Raw genomic sequence first — 16,137 nt, 5'->3', positions numbered from 1 at the left:
GAGAACGACGTTGGACTTCGGACTCGTCCTGCAGACCGACCCGCCCGCCTCGCAGGTCGTCGGCCTGATGCGCCGCGCGGAGCGCAACGGCTTCCGCTACGGCTGGACCTTCGACTCCGCCGTGCTCTGGCAGGAACCCTTCGTCATCTACAGCCAGATCCTCGAACACACGACGAAGCTGCACGTCGGACCCATGGTCACCAACCCGGGCACCCGCACCTGGGAGGTCACCGCCTCCACCTTCGCCACCCTCAACGACATGTTCGGCAACCGGACCGTCTGCGGCATCGGCCGCGGCGACTCCGCCATGCGCGTCGCCGGCCGCAGGCCCAACACCCTGGCCCGCCTCGGCGAGGCCATCGACGTCATCCGCGACCTCGCCGAGGGCCGCGAGGCGACCGTCGACGGCAACCCGATCCGCATCCCGTGGATCAAGGAGGGGAAGCTGCCGGTGTGGATGGCGGCGTACGGGCCCAAGGCGCTCGCGCTCGCCGGACAGAAGGCCGACGGCTTCATCCTCCAGCTCGCCGACCCCTTCCTCACCGAATGGATGGTCAAGGCCGTCCGCCAGGCCGCCACGGACGCCGGCCGCGACCCCGGCGCCCTCACCATCTGCGTCGCCGCCCCCGCGTACGTCACGGCCGACGACTCGCCCGAGGCCCTGGTGCACGCCCGCGACCAGTGCCGCTGGTTCGGCGGCATGGTCGGCAACCACGTCGCCGACCTCGTCGCCAAGTACGGCGAGCACTCCTCGATGATCCCGGACGAACTGACCGCGTACATCAAGGACCGGCAGGGCTACGACTACTCCCACCACGGCCGAGCCGGCAACCCCGACACCGCCTTCGTCCCGGACCAGATCGTCGACCGCTTCTGCCTCCTGGGCCCCGCCGAGGCCCACGTCGCCAAGCTCCGCCACCTGAAGGAGCTCGGCGTCGACCAGTTCGCCGTCTACAACATGCACGACAACCGCGAGGCCACCATCGACGCCTACGGCGCCGAGATCATCCCCGCGCTCACCGCCTGACCCCTCCGCACCTCCACGGGAAGGGCGGCGTCGCCTTCCCCCACGCGCCCGAGATGGCGGGCGCACGGGGAGCGACCGGGTGTGTCCTCACCGCATGACTCCTTCACTCCTGTCCAGGAAGGACTCCGCCGCCATGACCGCCACCACCCCCTCGGACAGACCCGCCGACCCCGCCATATCCGCCCCCGGCACCCCCGGCGCCCCCGGCCGCGTCGAGCTCGCGCCCGGCGCGGCCGGCGCCGACCCCCGCTTCGTCAACGACGACCTGCTCCCCCTCCCCCTCGCCCGGCGGCGCTGGACCACGTACAACTTCGCCGCCCTCTGGGTCGGCATGGCCCACAACATCCCGTCCTGGCTGCTCGCCTCCGGGCTCGTCGCCCTCGGCATGGACTGGCTCCAGGCCGTCCTCACCATCGCGCTCGCCAACGTCATCGTGCTCGTGCCGATGCTGCTCACCGGGCACGCCGGGCCCAAGTACGGCATCCCCTTCCCGGTCCTCGCCCGCGCCTCCTTCGGACTGCGCGGCGCCAACCTGCCGGCGCTCGTGCGGGCCGGGGTGGCCTGCGCCTGGTTCGGCATCCAGACGTGGATCGGCGGCCAGGGCATCTTCGTCCTGCTCGACAAGGTCTTCGGCGGCCACTGGGCCGGGGCCCGGGAGATCGCCGGGCAGCCGTGGACGCTCTGGCTCTGCTTCGGCCTCTTCTGGGTCCTGGAGCTCGCGATCATCCACCGGGGCATGGACGCGCTGCGCCGCTTCGAGAACTGGGCCGCGCCCTTCGTCATCGTCGGCGCCCTGGTGCTCCTCGCCTGGGTCGCGGTCAAGGCCGGCGGCCTCGGCCCCCTCCTCGATCAGCCGTCCAGACTGGGCTGGGGCGACGATTTCTGGCCGGTTTTCTTCCCCGCCCTCATGGGCATGATCGCCTTCTGGGCCACGCTCAGCCTCAACATCCCCGACTTCACCCGCTTCGGTGCCGGACAGCGCGCCCAGGTGTGGGGCCAGACCCTCGGCCTGCCCACCACCATGACGATGTTCGCGCTGCTCTCCGTCCTGGTCACCTCCGGCTCACAGGCCGTCTACGGCGCGCCCGTCTGGGACCCGGTGGCGCTCGCCGCCAGGACCGACAACGTCTTCGGACTGCTCTTCGCCCTGGTCACCGTGCTGGTCGCGACCCTCTCGGTGAACATCGCGGCGAACGTCGTCTCACCCGCGTACGACCTCGCGAACCTCGCTCCCCGGCGCGTCGACTTCCGCCGGGGCGCGCTGATCACCGGCGTCGCCGGAGTCCTCATCATGCCGTGGAAGCTGACCTCCACGCCCGAGCTGTACATCTTCACCTGGCTCGGACTGGTCGGCGGACTGCTCGGCACGGTGGCGGGCATCCTCATCGCCGACTACTGGCTGGTGCGGCGCACCGTCCTCGACCTCGGCGGGCTCTACCGGGCCGACGGGCCCTACTGGTACCGGGGCGGCTGGAACCCGGCCGCCGTGCTGGCCTTCGCGGTCGGCGGCGTCCTCGCCGTCGGCGGCTCCCACTCGGCGCCCGGCACCGGCCCCTTCCCGGCGGACGGGCTGATCCCCTTCCTCAAGCCGCTCGCCGACTACGGCTGGGCGGTCGGCCTCGCCGCCTCACTGCTGCTCTACACCGCCCTGATGGCGGGCCGGACCAGGGCCGCGCGCACGGGCGGGTGACAGCGGGCCGGATTCCCCTTGACTGATCTTTACCCGGTCCTCTCCATGACATAGCCTCGGCGACACGCAGCACAAGCACGCAGCAGCACGCAACAGCAGAAGGCGGTCGTCGATGTCCGGCACGGAATCCTCCGACTACACCCAGCGCCTGGCCCGGCTGGAGAACTCGGGGATCAAGCGACTGCTGCCCACCCAGGCCCCCTACCGCTGGAACCTCAAGCGGCTCGGCCTCGGGCGCGTGCTCGACATCGGCTGCGGCCTCGGCCGCAACCTGCTCAACTGCGGCCCCGACAGCGTCGGCGTCGACCACAACGCCAGCTCCGTCGCCGTCTGCCGCGAGCGCGGCCTCACCGCCTACACCCCCGACGAGCTCGCCGCCGCCCCCGACTGCGGCCCCGGCTCCTTCGACAGCCTGCTCTGCGCCCACGTCCTGGAGCACATGGACGAGTCGCTCGGCAACTCGATCCTGGAGCAGTACCTCCCGCTGGTGAAGCCCGGCGGGAACGTCGTGCTGATCTGCCCCCAGGAAGCCGGCTACAAGACCGACGCCACCCACGTCCGCTTCGTCGACTTCGACGGCCTGCGCGCCCACGCCGAGAAGGTCGGCCTCACCATCGAGCGCACCTACTCCTTCCCCTTCTCCCGCGCGGTCGGCAAGGCGTTCCCCTACAACGAGTTCATCCTCGTCGCCCGCACCCCGGCGGCCTGACCCGCGGGGCCGGTCAGGGCACCCGCGCCGTCCACTCCCGGGACGAGAACTTCCCCGCGGCGAGCTCCTTCGCCGCGGCCAGCTCCTCCTCCGTGACGCGGCCCGGCGTCAGGCCGTAGCGGTCGCGGAAGGAGGCGATCATGCGGGCGATGACGGCCTCGCGGGGGAGGCCGGTCTGGCGCCGCAGCGGGTCGACGCGCTTCTTGGCGCTCTTGGTGCCCTTGTCGGAGAGCTTCTCGCGGCCGATGCGCAGGACCTCGGTCATCTTGTCCGCGTCGATGTCGTAGGCCATCGTCACGTGGTGCAGCACCGCGCCCGCGCCCGCGACCATGCGCTTCTGGGCGGCGCCGGCGATCTTGCCGGCGTCCGTGGCGATGTCGTTGAGCGGCTGGTACCACGCCTTGACGCCCATGTCGCCGAGCGCGCCGAGGACCCAGTCGTCGAGGTAGGCGTAGCTGTCGGTGAAGGACAGGCCCTGGACCAGGGCGTCGGGGACCGACAGGGAGTACGTGATGGTGTTGCCCGGTTCGATGAACATGGCGCCGCCGCCGCTGATCCGGCGCACCACCTCGATGCCGTGCCGTTCGGCCGCCTCCGGGTCGACCTCGTTGCGCAGCGACTGGAAGCTGCCGATGACGACGGCGGGGGAGCCCCACTCCCAGACCCGCAGGGTCGGCGGGCGGCGGCCGGCCGCGACCTCGGCGGTCAGGACCTCGTCGAGGGCCATGTGCAGGGCCGGGGACTGCGGAGGCTCGTGGATCAGCTGCCAGTCGTAGTCGGTCCAGTCGGTGGCGTGCGCGAGCGCCCGGCGCACCGCGACCCCGATGCCCTCCGTGGTCAGGCCGAACATCTCCGTGCCCGGCGGCAGCGCCTGGTCGATCCGGGCCGCGAGACCCGCCGCGTCCGTGTCGGCGGGCGCGCCCTCCAGGGCCCCGTCGATCGCCAGGATCGCCTCGTCCGGTTCCAGGAAGAAGTCGCCCGCGACCCGCACCCGGCGCAGCACGCCGTCCGCCACGTCCAGGTCGACCACGACCAGCTTGCCGCCCGGGACCTTGTACTCGCCGTGCACCGGATCCGCCCTCCCAGCCTGTCAGGGGTGCCCCAGTAAGGGGTGAAGCCGCCCAAAGCGTACTCCGCGGCGGTGCGCCCTCAGGGGGCGAGGAGCGAGCGCGCGGTGTCCGCCACCTCGTCCGGCGGGCTGGGCGCCCGGGTCGTCGTGTGCCGGCCCAGGCCGTGCGGGCCGAGCACCCGCTCCCGGGTGCCCGGCACCGGTGTCACCCGGGCCAGCGTGGCGGCCCCGCCCGGGCCGGTCAGCGCGGTGGTGTGCAGGATCCCGGCGCCGAGGCGGTACACCGACCCGGCGGGCAGGAGCTCCTCGGTCCGCCGGGATATCCGTACCGTCCGGTCCGTGGGCGCGAGCCGGTCCTGGCCGCCCTCGCCCCGCACCTCGAAGAGCCGGAAGCCGTCCGGCTCGTCCTGCGCGCACGGGACCACCTCGACGGTCGTGTTCCGCACGGTGCCGCGGTGCACGTAGCTGACCAGGTCCCAGGCGTGCATGTGGTACGGGGAGGTGGTCAGCGTGCGCCAGTGCGGCCGGGCCGGCCACAGGTGGAGGCGCAGCACCGCCGCGGGCGTGCGGCGCAGCGGCGCGTACAGGAAGCCCAGCGGATGGCGCACCGCCGGCACCACGAGCCGGCCCTCCGCCAGGCCCCGCAGCACAGCCTCGACCAGCGAAGCGAGTGACCCGGGTGGCCCGTGCGGCTCGGGTGACCCGGGCGATCCGAGCGGCCCGAGTGGCCCGTGCGGCTCGGCCGTCTGCCGTGCGAGCAGCTCGTCCAGCTGTCCGGCGATGCGGTCCGGGTCGCCGGTCACGACCGCACTCCGTCGACGTGCCGCGCGTACAGGCCGTCGAGGAAGCCCACGAAGCCCGCCACGTACGCCTCGTGCCCCGCCCGCCACCGGGCCAGGTCCGCGTCGTCCACCGGAGCGCCGGTCACCCCCGCCAGATGCCGCTTCAGGACCTCCTCGTCGTCCGTCGCCGTGAACGTCACCGTCTGCGACGAGATGCCGAACCGGCGGGCCAGATCCAGCTGGAACACCCGGTACACGAACGCGTCCTTGCCGAACCGGATGGTCTCGGGCATCTCCTTCGCCTCGGAGGCGTCGCTGTGGTACCAGGAGATGTACACGGAGTCGTCGAACATCTCGTACCGGTACACCGACGGATCCTCGGTGTAGAGCAGGCTGACCGGGCAGTAGCGCCGGTAGTCGAAGAGCGAGACCACGCTCTGGATCAGCTCCAGGCGCAGCGCCTCCTCCAGCTGCTCCGCCGTCTGGCCGGCGGACGTCGCCCAGCGGCGCCTGTCCGCAGCCCGCCGGGTGATCGAACGGGCGTCGCCCGGGCTGAGCATCGCCACGGTCACCTGGTGCGGGAAGTGCCGCGCGCGGCGCAGCCGGGCGGCCACGTAGCGCGCGCTCGGGCCGCGGAACGCGTAGAAGCCGGTGCGCTCCAGACTGTGCGTCATGTCGATGTTGAAGCGGTCGCCGAAGCCGTCGCCCGGGGTCGGCTCCACCGCCGGATAGACGGCCATGGGCAGGAACTCCTCGCGCCCCTTGGAGAGTTCCGCCGTGACGCTCACGGAGAAGCGGTCGAGCCCCTCTTTGAGGGTCTGGTCCGTGGCCCGCTCCTGGATGCGCTGGCTCAGCAGCGAGAAGAGCACGGCGAAGATGACGCTCGCGACCAGGTTGAGCCCGATCGCGGACAGCACCGCGCGGGCAGTCAGCTGGTCGTCGAACCAGGCCATGCCGAAGCCGACGAGCAGCGCCGCCAGGCACGCCAGCCAGAAGGCGTACGTCACCAGGGACTGCCGCTCCCCGCCCCGCCGCCGGTCCTGTCCCTGCCCCTGTCCCCGAGCCGCCAACGCCGCCCCGCCTCCCCGTAAGGCCGCCGGGCCCTGTGCCCCCGCCCTTGCTGTCTCCCTGCCCCGGCGTGACGCGCGTGGAACCTCCGGCCGGGAGCGGGCGGGGAGCCGAGGGAGCGAGGAGGGGCGGCAGGGGGCGCACACGGCGCCCGGCCTATCCTGGAGGTACTGGTCGCCGGCCGACATGAGGAGTCCTCAGGTGACGTCGATGCTCGATGCCGTGGTCGTGGGGGCGGGACCCAACGGGCTGACCGCCGCCGTCGAACTCGCCCGCCGCGGCTTCTCCGTGGCCGTCTTCGAGGCGAAGGGCACCGTGGGCGGCGGCGCCCGTACCGAGGAGCTGACGCTCCCCGGCTTCCGGCACGACCCCTGCTCCGCCGTGCACCCGCTCGGCATCGGCTCGCCCGTCTTCGGCTCGATGCCCCTGGACCGCTACGGGCTCGAATGGCTGCACCCCGAGCTGCCGATGGCCCACCCCTGGGACGACGGCACCGCGGCCGTCCTCGCCCGCTCCGTCGCCGAGACCGCCGCCTCCTTCGGCCCGCGCGACGCCGGCGCCTACCGGCGGCTCGTCACTCCCTTCGTGCCCCGCTGGGAAAGCCTCGTCCGCGACTTCACGCAGCTGCCGCTCACCGCGCTGCCCCGCGACCCGGTCACCCTCGCCCGCTTCGGGCTGGCCGGACTGCCGCCCTCCACCTGGCTGTTGCGCCGCTTCCGCGACGAGAAGGCGCGCGCCCTGTTCTCCGGGCTCGTCGGTCATGTCATCGCCCCGCTCGACGGCCTCGCCACCGGCGCCGTCGGCCTGGTCTTCGCGCTCGCCGCGCACGCGGTGGGCTGGCCGATGCCCCGCGGCGGCTCGCAGTCGATCTCCGACGCCCTCGCCGCGTACCTGAAGGACCTCGGCGGCGCCGTGCACACCGACTTCGAGGTCAAGCGGCTCGACGACCTGCCGCCGGCCCGCGCCTACGTCTTCGACACCTCGCCCACCGCGCTCGCCCGGATCGCCGGGCTCGGCGCCTACTACGACCACTACCGCTACGGCGCCAGCGCGTTCAAGATCGACTACGCGCTGTCCGGGCCCGTGCCGTGGACCGCCGAGGAGGCCCGCCGGGCCGGCACCGTGCAGATCGGACCCACCATGGGCGACATCGGCACCGCACTGAACCAGGCGTCCTCCGGTATCGCCCCCGCCACCCCGTTCCTCATCACCTCCCAGCCCAGCCTCGTCGATCCCGGCCGCGCCCCCGACGGCAAGCACGTCTTCTGGGCCTACGGCCACGTCCCGAACGGCTGGCGCGGCGACCTCACCGACGCCATCGAGCGGCAGATCGAGCGCTTCGCGCCCGGCTTCCGCGACCTGGTCCTCGCCCGCGCCACCGCCGGCCCGCCCGAACTCGCCGAGCGCAACGCCAACTACGTCGGCGGCGACATCGCCTGCGGCGCCGCCCGCGGCCTCCAGCTGCTGCTGCGCCCCAAGCTCTCCCTGTTCCCCTACGGCACCCCGCACCCGGCCGTCTTCCTCTGCTCCTCCGCCACCCCGCCGGGACCGGGCGTGCACGGGATGTCCGGCCACAACGCGGCCAAGGCCGTCTGGCGGCGGCTGCGCACACCCGGGGCACGCTGACGTACGGGGGCCGGCGGGGGCGACCGCCCGTAAAGCCTGTGCGCGGCCGTGGCGGGCGCGCGAGGATGGAGACATGAGTCCGCAGCCCGCCACCGCTCCCGCCGTCGTCCTCGTCCGCGGCGACATCACCGACCAGGACACCGACGTCATCGTGAACGCCGCCAACTCCTCGCTCCTCGGCGGCGGGGGAGTGGACGGCGCCATCCACCGGCGCGGCGGGCCCGCCATCCTGGACGACTGCCGCAAGCTCCGCGCCGGCCACTACGGACGCGGGCTGCCCACCGGACAGGCCGTCGCCACCACCGCCGGGCGGCTCGCCGCCCGCTGGGTCGTCCACACCGTCGGCCCGGTGCACAGCCGGAACGAGGACCGCTCGGCGCTCCTCGTCTCCTGCTACCGCGAATCCCTGCGCGTCGCCGACGAGTTGGGCGCCGAGACGGTCGCCTTCCCGGCCGTCTCGACGGGCGTCTACGGCTGGCCGATGGACGACGGCGCCCGGATCGCCGTGGAGACGGTCAGGGCAGCGCGTACGTCCTCCGTGCGCGAGGTCCGCTTCGTGCTGTACGACGCGGCCGCGTTCGCCGCCTTCGAGACCGCCCTCGGCTAATAGTGGGCCGGCGTCGAAGCCCTGCGGCGCCCGCGCCCACGCGACTGGTCGGCCGCCGCGTACCGGGAGTGGCTGGGCGGGGCTGGTGGCCGAGCAGCTGCTCGGACACGACCCAGGACGACCTTGATGTCGTTTTCTCGCCAGCCCGGCCCCGGCCGACCGCTCATCCTTGAGACATGCACACCGACACCGAGCGCTGCGTCCGGGCCGTCCAGTCGAAGGACGCCCGCTTCGACGGCGTCTTCTTCACGGCCGTCCGCACCACCCGGATCTACTGCCGGCCCAGCTGCCCGGTCGTGCCGCCCAAGCCCGAGAACATGGAGTTCCACCCGACCGCCGCCTCCTGCCAGCGGGCCGGCTTCCGCGCCTGCAAGCGCTGCCGGCCCGACACCAGCCCCGGCTCGCCCGCCTGGGACGTCCGCGCCGACGCCGTCGCCCGCGCCATGCGGCTCATCCAGGACGGGGTCGTCGACCGCGAGGGCGTCCCCGGGCTCGCCACCCGGCTCGGCTACTCGACCCGGCAGATCGAGCGCCAGCTGCTCGCCGAACTCGGCGCCGGACCGCTCGCCCTCGCCCGCGCCCAGCGGGCCCAGACCGCGCGGCTGCTCATCGAGACCACCCCGCTGCCCATGGCCCGGATCGCCTTCGCCGCCGGTTTCGCCTCGATCCGCACCTTCAACGACACCGTCCGTGAGGTCTTCGCCCTCACCCCCGGCGACCTGCGCGCCCGCGCCGCCCGTACTTCCGCCGCCCCCGCCGCCCCCTCCGGGGCGATCACCCTGCGGTTGCCGTTCCGCGCGCCCCTCAACCCCTCCAACCTCTTCGGCCACCTCGCCGCCACCGCCGTCCCCGGCGTCGAGGAGTGGCGCGACGGCGCCTACAGGAGGACGCTCCGCCTCCCGCACGGTCACGGCATCGTCGCCCTCGCCCCGCGCGCCGACCACGTCCTGTGCCGGCTCTCGCTCACCGACCCGCGCGACCTCACGCTCGCCATCAACCGCTGCCGCCGACTGCTCGACCTCGACGCCGACCCCGTCGCCGTCGACGAACAGCTGCGCGCCGACCCGCTGCTCGCCCCGCTCGTCGACGCGGGCCCCGGCCGGCGGGTGCCGCGGACCGTGGACGCCGCCGAGTTCGCCGTACGGGCGGTGCTCGGCCAGCAGGTGTCCACGGCCGCCGCCCGCACCCACGCGGCCCGGCTCGTCACCGCGCACGGCGTGCCCGTCGAGGACCCGGAGGGCGGCCTCACCCACCTCTTCCCGACCTCCGAGGCGCTCGCCGGCCTCGACCCGGAGACCCTCGCGCTGCCGCGCAGCCGCCGCACCACCCTGCTCACCCTCGTCACGGCCCTCGCCGACGGCAGCCTCTCGCTGGGTCCGGAGAGCGACTGGGACGAGGCCCGCGCCCGGCTCGCCGCGCTGCCCGGATTCGGCCCCTGGACCACCGAGGTCATCGCCATGCGGGCGCTCGGCGACCCCGACGCCTTCCTCCCCGGCGACCTCGGCGTGCGCCGCGCCGCCCAGGGCCTCGGCCTGCCCGCCGCACCCGCGGCGCTCACCGCCCGCGCCGCCCGGTGGCGGCCCTGGCGGGCCTACGCCGTCCAGTACCTCTGGGCCACCGACGCCCACCCGATCAACCACCTCCCCTCGTAAGGAAGTTGCGGCCATGCCCCCCACCGTCCGGCACACGGTCATCGACAGCCCGTACGACGCGCTGACCCTGGTCGCCGTCGACGGCGTCCTCAGTCGCGTCCACATGACCGAGCAGCGCCACCGCCCGTCCGAGGACACCTTCGGCACCCGCGACCCGCGCCCCTTCGTCGAGGCCGTCCGCCAGCTCGACGCCTACTTCGCGGGCGAACTCACCGTGTTCGAGCTGCCGTTGAAGCTGATCGGCACCCCGTTCCAGCTCCGCGTCTGGGAACGGCTCCGGCTCATCCCGTACGGGGAGACCCGGACCTACGGCGAACTCGCCGACGCCCTCGGCAACCCCGCCGCCTCCCGCGCCGTCGGCCTCGCCAACGGCAAGAACCCGGTGAGCATCATCGTCCCCTGCCACCGCGTCATCGGCGCGAGCGGCGACCTCACCGGCTACGGCGGCGGCCTCACCCGCAAGAAGCGCCTGCTCGCCTTCGAATCGGGCGCGGCCGGCCCCGAGCCCCTGTTCTAGGAAATGCCTAGCGGAGCCCGTCGAGCAGCGCCGGCAGCGCCGTGCCGATCGGCTCGCGGACGATCTCGTCCGCGACCGGGTCGTACGGCGTCGGCTCGGCGTTCACGATGATCAGCCGGGCCCCGTGCTCGGCCGCGATCCCGGCCAGCGAGGCCGCCGGCTGCACCTGGAGGCTCGTACCGACCGCGATGAAGACCTCCGTGGCCTTCGCGATCGACATCGCCTGGCCGAGCACCTGAGGATCGAGCCGCTGGCCGAACATGACCGTGGCCGACTTCAGGATCCCGCCGCACTTCAGACACGCCGGGTCGGGCTCGCCGGCCCGCACCCGGTCGAGGGCCTCCTCCATCGGCGAGCGGGCGTGGCACGCCGTGCACACCACCGTCCGCGCGGAGCCGTGCAGTTCGAGCACCTTCCGCTCCGGCACGCCGGCCAGCTGGTGCAGCCCGTCCACGTTCTGCGTGATGACCCGCAGGGCGTTCCCGCTCTTCTCGTACGCGGCGACGGCCTCGTGCGCCGCGTTCGGCCGGGCCCGCAGCACCGGACCGTCCAGGCGCATCCGCCAGGAGCGGCGGCGGATCTCCGGGTCCGCCATGTACGGCCCGTAGGTGACGAGCCGCTCGGCCTCCGGGTCCTTCCGCCAGATCCCGTTCGGCCCCCGGTAGTCGGGGATGCCCGAATCGGTGGAGATGCCGGCACCACTGAGAATCGCGACCATGGTCATACCGCGAGCCTAGGTCGGCCCGCGCGCCTCCGGCGAGCGGATTACCCGCTCAGCGCACCGGCCGGCCGTTCTCCAGCTCCACCGGGCCCGGCCGGCCGCCAGCGCGTCCAGCGCCGCCGCCACCCGCCGGCCCAGACCGGCCAGGAGATAGCGCGGCAGCTCCGCCGGCTCGACCAGCTTCCAGGACAGCAGCTCCTCCTCCTGCAGCCGGATCGCGGTGAACCGCTCGTCGTCCAGCACCCCGCCGTCGAACAGGTACGCCACCAGCGGCGGGCGCCCCGGACCGTGCGACCAGTCCACCGCGAGCAGCGCGCCGAGCTCCACGTCCAGGCCGATCTCCTCGGCGGTCTCGCGGCGGGCGGCCTGGCGCGGGGTCTCGCCGCCGTCCGACTCGATCGTGCCGCCCGGCAGCGCCCAGCCCTCCCGGTAGTTCGGCTCGACCACGAGGACCCGGCCGGCCCCGTCCCGGAAGACGGCGGCGGCACCGGCCAGGACCCGGGGCAGGCTCGCGATGTACGTGGCGTAGTCAGAGGTCGTCATCCCGTCAGCGTAGCCAGCCGCACCGTCCGCTCGGCCAGCTCGCTGATCCTCGCCCGGTCGAAACCGGCTACCGCGCTGCGCACCCGGTCCGCCAGCGGCTCCGACCACTGCGGCGGGATCGCCGCCGCGCCGCACAGCACGCCCGCGACCGAACCGGCCGTCGCCCCGTTGGAGTCGGTGTCCAGGCCGCCGCGCACGGTGAACGCGATCGTGCTCGTGAAGTCCCCGTCCCCGTACAGCAGCCCGGCCGTCAGCACCGCCGCGTTCGGGACCGTGTGGATCCAGCCCAGCGCGCCCGTCTCCTTCGCCAGCTCGGCGAGCGCCTCCGACCACTCGACGCCCGCCTCGTGCAGCGCGATCGTGTGCCGCACGGTCCTGGCCAGCCGGCAGCCCGCCGGGATCCGCTCCAGGGCCGCTTCGAGCGCCGTGCGCGCGTCGGGCGCGGTGAAGGCCGCGGCCACCAGCGCGGCCGCCCACATCGCCCCGTACACCCCGTTGCCGGTGTGCGACAGCACCGCGTCCCGGCGGGCCAGCGACGCGGCCCGGCGCGGATCGCCCGGCGAGGTCCAGCCGTACACGTCCGCCCTGATCAGCGCGCCGATCCACTCCTGGTACGGATTGTCGAAGGTGGCGGTCAGCGGCGGCTTCAGCCCGTTGGCCAGATTGCGGTAGGCCGCCCGCTCCGCCGTGAACGTCTGCAGGTACGGCAGCCGCAGCAGCCACTGCTCACCGACCTGCTCGGTGGTGAAGGAGAAACCGCGGGTCTCCAGGAGGTGCAGGCCCAGGATCGTGTAGTCGATGTCGTCGTCCCGGCAGCTGCCGTGGATCCGCCCGCGCACGCACTGGGGCCACTCCGGCCGCAGCTCGAAGCCGTCCGCGCCGGCGCCCGGCGGCGCGGGCAGGTAGTCGGTGAGCGGCAGCGCGCCGGTCAGCCGCAGATAGGCGTCGATCCGCTCCCGCGTCCAGTGCTCGCCGCTCTCCACCGGCTTGCCGAGCATGTTCCCGGCGATCCGCCCGGTCCAGCCGCCGAGGATCCGGTCGGCGAGTTCGCTGTGCTTGAGCAGGCCCATGCCTGATGTGTACCGAATTCGGGCCCCGGCCGCGCGCCGACGCACCGCCGCCGGGACCGTCCGGCTCACCCCTCGTCGCGGCGGGCCCCCGTCCCCGTGCCCGCCCCGGTGTCCGCCCCCGCGGACGCCGGGCGTTCCCGCTCGCGCTCCTGCTCCCGCTCCGCGACCGCCTCGCCGACCATCGCCCGTACCGCGTCCCGCATCCCGTGCAGCGGATGGTGCCGGGCCGGGCCCGCGCCCGGGTCCGTGCGCAGCTCCTTCCACAGCGCCCAGCACAGGCCCAGCATGACGAGCACGAACGGCAGCGCCACCAGGATCGTCGCCGTCTGCAGGGACTTCAGCCCGCCCGCGACCAGCAGGACGGCGGCCACCGCGGCCATCAGCACGCCCCAGGTCACCACCAGCCAGGTCGGCGGGTGCAGCGCGCCCCGGCTGGTCAGCGAGCCCATCACCAGGGACGCCGAGTCGGCGCTGGTCACGAAGTACGTCATCACGAGCAGCATCGCCAGGTACGAGGTGAGCGTGCCCAGCGGCAGCGCGTCCAGCATCGCGAACAGCGACGCCTCCACCCCGTTGCGCACCGCGCCCGCCATGTCCGCCGCGCCGGTCGAGTCGAGCCGGATCGCGGTGCCGCCCATCACGCAGAACCAGAGCACCGTCGCCCCCGACGGCACCAGCAGCACCCCGATCAGGAACTCGCGGACGGTCCGGCCGCGCGAGATCCGGGCGATGAAGGTGCCCACGAACGGCGCCCAGGACAGCCACCACGCCCAGTAGAAGATCGTCCAGGCGCCCAGCCAGGTCCGGTCCGTGAAGGCGCCGGTGCGGCTCGCCATCGGCAGCAGCTGGTGCAGGTAGCCGCCGAGGGAGGCCGGGATCGTGTCGAGGATGTAGACCGTCGGCCCGAGCAGGAAGACGAACAGCATCATCGCGCCGGCCAGCACGATGTTCAGCGTGGACAGCCACTTCACGCCCTTGTGCAGGCCGGAGAAGGCGGAGAGCACGAAGGCCGCCGACAGCGACACGATGATGATCAGCTGGGTGGCGGTGGAGTTCGCGACGTCCATCGTGATGTTCAGGCCCTCGGCCACCTGCAGCGCGCCGAGACCGAGGCTGGTCGCGGTGCCGAAGACGGTCGCGAAGACGGCGAGCAGGTCGATCGCCTTGCCCGGCCAGGAGCGGGCCCGGCGCTCGCCGAGCAGCGGGACGAAGGCCGCGCTGAGCGTGTTGCCGCGGCCCTTGCGGAAGCCCGCGTAGGCGAGCGCGAGGCCGGCGATGCCGTAGATCGCCCACGGCGTGAGCGTCCAGTGGAAGAACGAGTACTCCAGCGCGGTGCGGGCCGAGGCGCCCGACCGCGGTGGGACACCGCTCGCCGGCGGCGGGGTCAGATAGTGCAGCAGCGGCTCTCCGACCCCGTAGAACATCAGGCCGATGCCCATGCCCGCGCTGAACATCATCGCGATCCACGCCAGGTTCGTGAACTCCGGCTCCGCGTCGTCGGCGCCCAGCCGGATCCGGCCGAACCGGCTCACCGCGATCACCACGCACAGCGCCAGGAAGACGTCGGCGGCCGTCACGAACAGCCAGGCGAAGTTGTCCAGGACCCAGCGCAGGGCCGAGGAGGAGGCGGTGTCGAAGGAGTGCTTGCCGAGCGCCGCCCAGGCCACCACGGCGACGACGGCCGCCATCCCGACGCCGATGACTTTTCCGTCCGGTCGGGGGGATTGTCCGGCGGTTTGTCCCGGGTTTTGATCGATCAATTCGGTGCTCATATCGCACCACTATCGTGCGGAATATCGCGCTATCAGAGGGTGGCACGCCGTCTTCCGGTACGGATAAGGTCGGCCTCGGCGCGACTGCCTGTTCGAAAGCAAGGGATGCAAGGTGACGGACGGAGCAGTAACTGAGGTCGCACGCGTGCTCGTCGCGGCCGACAAGTTCAAGGGCTCGCTCACGGCCGTACAGGTCGCGGAGCGGGTCACAGCAGGTCTGCGACGGGTCGTCCCGGACCTCGACGTGGAGACCCTGCCCGTCGCCGACGGCGGCGACGGCACCGTGGCCGCGGCCGTCGCGGCCGGGTTCGAGCGGCGCGAGGTCACCGTGACCGGGCCGCTCGGCGAGCCCGTCACGGCGGCGTACGCGCTGCGCGGGACCACGGCGGTGGTGGAGATGGCGGAGGCGTCCGGCCTCCAGCTGCTGCCGGCCGGGGTCTTCGCCCCGCTGACCGCCACCACCTACGGCTCCGGCGAGCTGCTGCGCGCGGCGCTCGACGCCGGCGCCACCTCGATCGTCTTCGGCGTGGGCGGCAGCGCCACCACCGACGGCGGCGCGGGCATGCTCGCCGCGCTCGGCGCGGTCTTCCTGGACGCGGCCGGCGAGCCCGTCGGTCCCGGCGGCGGCGCCCTCGCCCGGCTGGCCTCCGCCGACCTGTCCGGCGTCGACCCGCGCCTCGCCTCCGTCGACCTGGTCCTCGCCAGCGACGTGGACAACCCGCTGACCGGCCCCAAGGGCTGCGCGGCCGTCTACGGGCCGCAGAAGGGCGCCACGCAGCAGGACGTCGAGACCCTCGACGCGGCCCTCGCGCACTACGCGCAGGTCCTGGAGCGGTCCATCGGCGCCAAGGCCGCCGAGCTGGCCGCCTCGCCCGGCGCGGGCGGCGCGGGCGGCATCGGCTACGGCGCGCTGCTGGTCGGCGCGAGCTTCCGGCCCGGTATCGAGCTGATGCTGGAGGTCCTCGGCTTCGCCCCGGCCCTGGAGCGCGCCACCCTCGTCATCACCGGCGAGGGCTCGCTCGACGAGCAGACCCTGCACGGCAAGGCCCCGGCGGGCGTCGCCGCGGCGGCCCGCGCGGCCGGCAAGGACGTCGTCGCCGTCTGCGGGCGGCTCGCCCTGGCCCCGGAGAGCCTGGGCGCCGCGGGCATCCGGCGCGCCTACCCGCTCAGCGACCTGGAGCCCGACCCGGCGAAGTCGATCCCGAACGCGGGGCCGCTGCTGGAGCAGGTGGCGGCGAACATCGCACGGGACTTCCTGGCGTAACACAGGAATTCCCGGCGTAA

General features: G+C 73.5%; 14 protein-coding genes and 1 pseudogene. 8 read left to right on the top strand and 7 right to left on the bottom strand.

The genetic code is table 11. The features are described 5' to 3' along the window. Nucleotides 1-10 precede the first annotated feature (10 nt). From ACFYU9_RS18670 to ACFYU9_RS18660, 3 genes are all read left to right on the top strand, one after another. Complete coding sequence (locus tag ACFYU9_RS18670; RefSeq protein ID WP_389345411.1) at nt 11-1,027, top strand: TIGR03842 family LLM class F420-dependent oxidoreductase; 1,017 nt, start codon at nt 11-13, stop codon at nt 1,025-1,027. A gap of 133 nt (nt 1,028-1,160) precedes the next feature. Continuing rightward, nucleotides 1,161-2,717 carry an NCS1 family nucleobase:cation symporter-1 gene (locus ACFYU9_RS18665; RefSeq protein ID WP_389345658.1) on the top strand — a complete coding sequence of 519 codons (1,557 nt, stop codon included), beginning with the start codon at nt 1,161-1,163 and terminating at the stop codon, nt 2,715-2,717. 112 nt (nt 2,718-2,829) lie between these two features. Then, the gene (locus tag ACFYU9_RS18660) at nt 2,830-3,426 is read left to right on the top strand and encodes a class I SAM-dependent methyltransferase (protein ID WP_389345410.1); all 597 of its coding nucleotides are present in this window, start codon (nt 2,830-2,832) and stop codon (nt 3,424-3,426) included. A gap of 13 nt (nt 3,427-3,439) precedes the next feature. Here ACFYU9_RS18660 and ACFYU9_RS18655 read toward each other — a convergent pair whose 3' ends face one another. The 3 genes from ACFYU9_RS18655 to ACFYU9_RS18645 form a co-directional block, all read right to left on the bottom strand. Continuing rightward, a complete protein-coding gene (locus tag ACFYU9_RS18655) occupies nt 3,440-4,495 on the bottom strand; it encodes a biotin/lipoate A/B protein ligase family protein (protein WP_389207126.1) in 1,056 nt (351 codons plus the stop codon). A gap of 80 nt (nt 4,496-4,575) precedes the next feature. Next, nucleotides 4,576-5,298 (bottom strand): hypothetical protein, encoded by a 723-nt coding sequence (locus ACFYU9_RS18650; RefSeq protein WP_389345409.1) that lies wholly within the window; start codon nt 5,296-5,298, stop codon nt 4,576-4,578. After that, complete coding sequence (locus tag ACFYU9_RS18645) at nt 5,295-6,284, bottom strand: hypothetical protein (RefSeq protein ID WP_389207122.1); 990 nt, start codon at nt 6,282-6,284, stop codon at nt 5,295-5,297. Before ACFYU9_RS18645 ends, ACFYU9_RS18650 begins: the two co-directional genes overlap by 4 nt. 262 nt (nt 6,285-6,546) lie before the next feature. Between ACFYU9_RS18645 and ACFYU9_RS18640 the strand changes: the two genes are divergently transcribed. The 4 genes from ACFYU9_RS18640 to ACFYU9_RS18625 all read left to right on the top strand — a co-directional run bounded on the left by ACFYU9_RS18640 (nt 6,547) and on the right by ACFYU9_RS18625 (nt 10,747). Continuing rightward, nucleotides 6,547-7,971, top strand: coding sequence for a phytoene desaturase family protein (locus ACFYU9_RS18640; protein WP_389345408.1), 1,425 nt, complete (start codon nt 6,547-6,549; stop codon nt 7,969-7,971). A 73-nt stretch (nt 7,972-8,044) separates the two neighbouring features. Further along, the gene (locus tag ACFYU9_RS18635) at nt 8,045-8,578 is read left to right on the top strand and encodes an O-acetyl-ADP-ribose deacetylase (protein WP_389207119.1); all 534 of its coding nucleotides are present in this window, start codon (nt 8,045-8,047) and stop codon (nt 8,576-8,578) included. Nucleotides 8,579-8,754: 176 nt separating this feature from the next. Beyond that, the gene (locus ACFYU9_RS18630; RefSeq protein WP_389345407.1) at nt 8,755-10,230 is read left to right on the top strand and encodes an AlkA N-terminal domain-containing protein; all 1,476 of its coding nucleotides are present in this window, start codon (nt 8,755-8,757) and stop codon (nt 10,228-10,230) included. Between the two features lie 13 nt (nt 10,231-10,243). Continuing rightward, entirely contained in the window at nt 10,244-10,747 is a 504-nt protein-coding gene (locus ACFYU9_RS18625) for a methylated-DNA--[protein]-cysteine S-methyltransferase (RefSeq protein ID WP_389207115.1), read from the top strand. 7 nt (nt 10,748-10,754) lie between these two features. Here the strand turns inward: ACFYU9_RS18625 and ACFYU9_RS18620 are convergent, their stop codons facing one another. The 4 genes and pseudogenes from ACFYU9_RS18620 to ACFYU9_RS18605 all read right to left on the bottom strand — a co-directional run bounded on the left by ACFYU9_RS18620 (nt 10,755) and on the right by ACFYU9_RS18605 (nt 14,853). Then, the gene (locus ACFYU9_RS18620; RefSeq protein WP_389207113.1) at nt 10,755-11,471 is read right to left on the bottom strand and encodes an NAD-dependent deacetylase; all 717 of its coding nucleotides are present in this window, start codon (nt 11,469-11,471) and stop codon (nt 10,755-10,757) included. 49 nt (nt 11,472-11,520) lie between these two features. Next, a pseudogene (locus ACFYU9_RS18615) lies at nt 11,521-12,011 on the bottom strand (NUDIX domain-containing protein). Next, complete coding sequence (locus ACFYU9_RS18610) at nt 12,008-13,081, bottom strand: ADP-ribosylglycohydrolase family protein (protein WP_389207109.1); 1,074 nt, start codon at nt 13,079-13,081, stop codon at nt 12,008-12,010. Before ACFYU9_RS18610 ends, ACFYU9_RS18615 begins: the two are co-directional and overlap by 4 nt. A gap of 65 nt (nt 13,082-13,146) precedes the next feature. Beyond that, a complete protein-coding gene (locus ACFYU9_RS18605) occupies nt 13,147-14,853 on the bottom strand; it encodes a BCCT family transporter (protein ID WP_389345406.1) in 1,707 nt (568 codons plus the stop codon). A gap of 112 nt (nt 14,854-14,965) precedes the next feature. Here ACFYU9_RS18605 and ACFYU9_RS18600 point away from each other — a divergent pair, with 112 nt between their 5' ends. Beyond that, the gene (locus ACFYU9_RS18600) at nt 14,966-16,117 is read left to right on the top strand and encodes a glycerate kinase (protein ID WP_389345405.1); all 1,152 of its coding nucleotides are present in this window, start codon (nt 14,966-14,968) and stop codon (nt 16,115-16,117) included. Nucleotides 16,118-16,137: the final 20 nt, after the last annotated feature.

The sequence above is a fragment of the Streptomyces sp. NPDC004327 genome (genome assembly GCF_042873935.1).
Lineage (GTDB): Bacteria > Actinomycetota > Actinomycetes > Streptomycetales > Streptomycetaceae > Streptomyces.
Note: the sequence above shows the minus strand (reverse complement) of the source record. Positions and strands in the feature narration are given on the sequence as shown.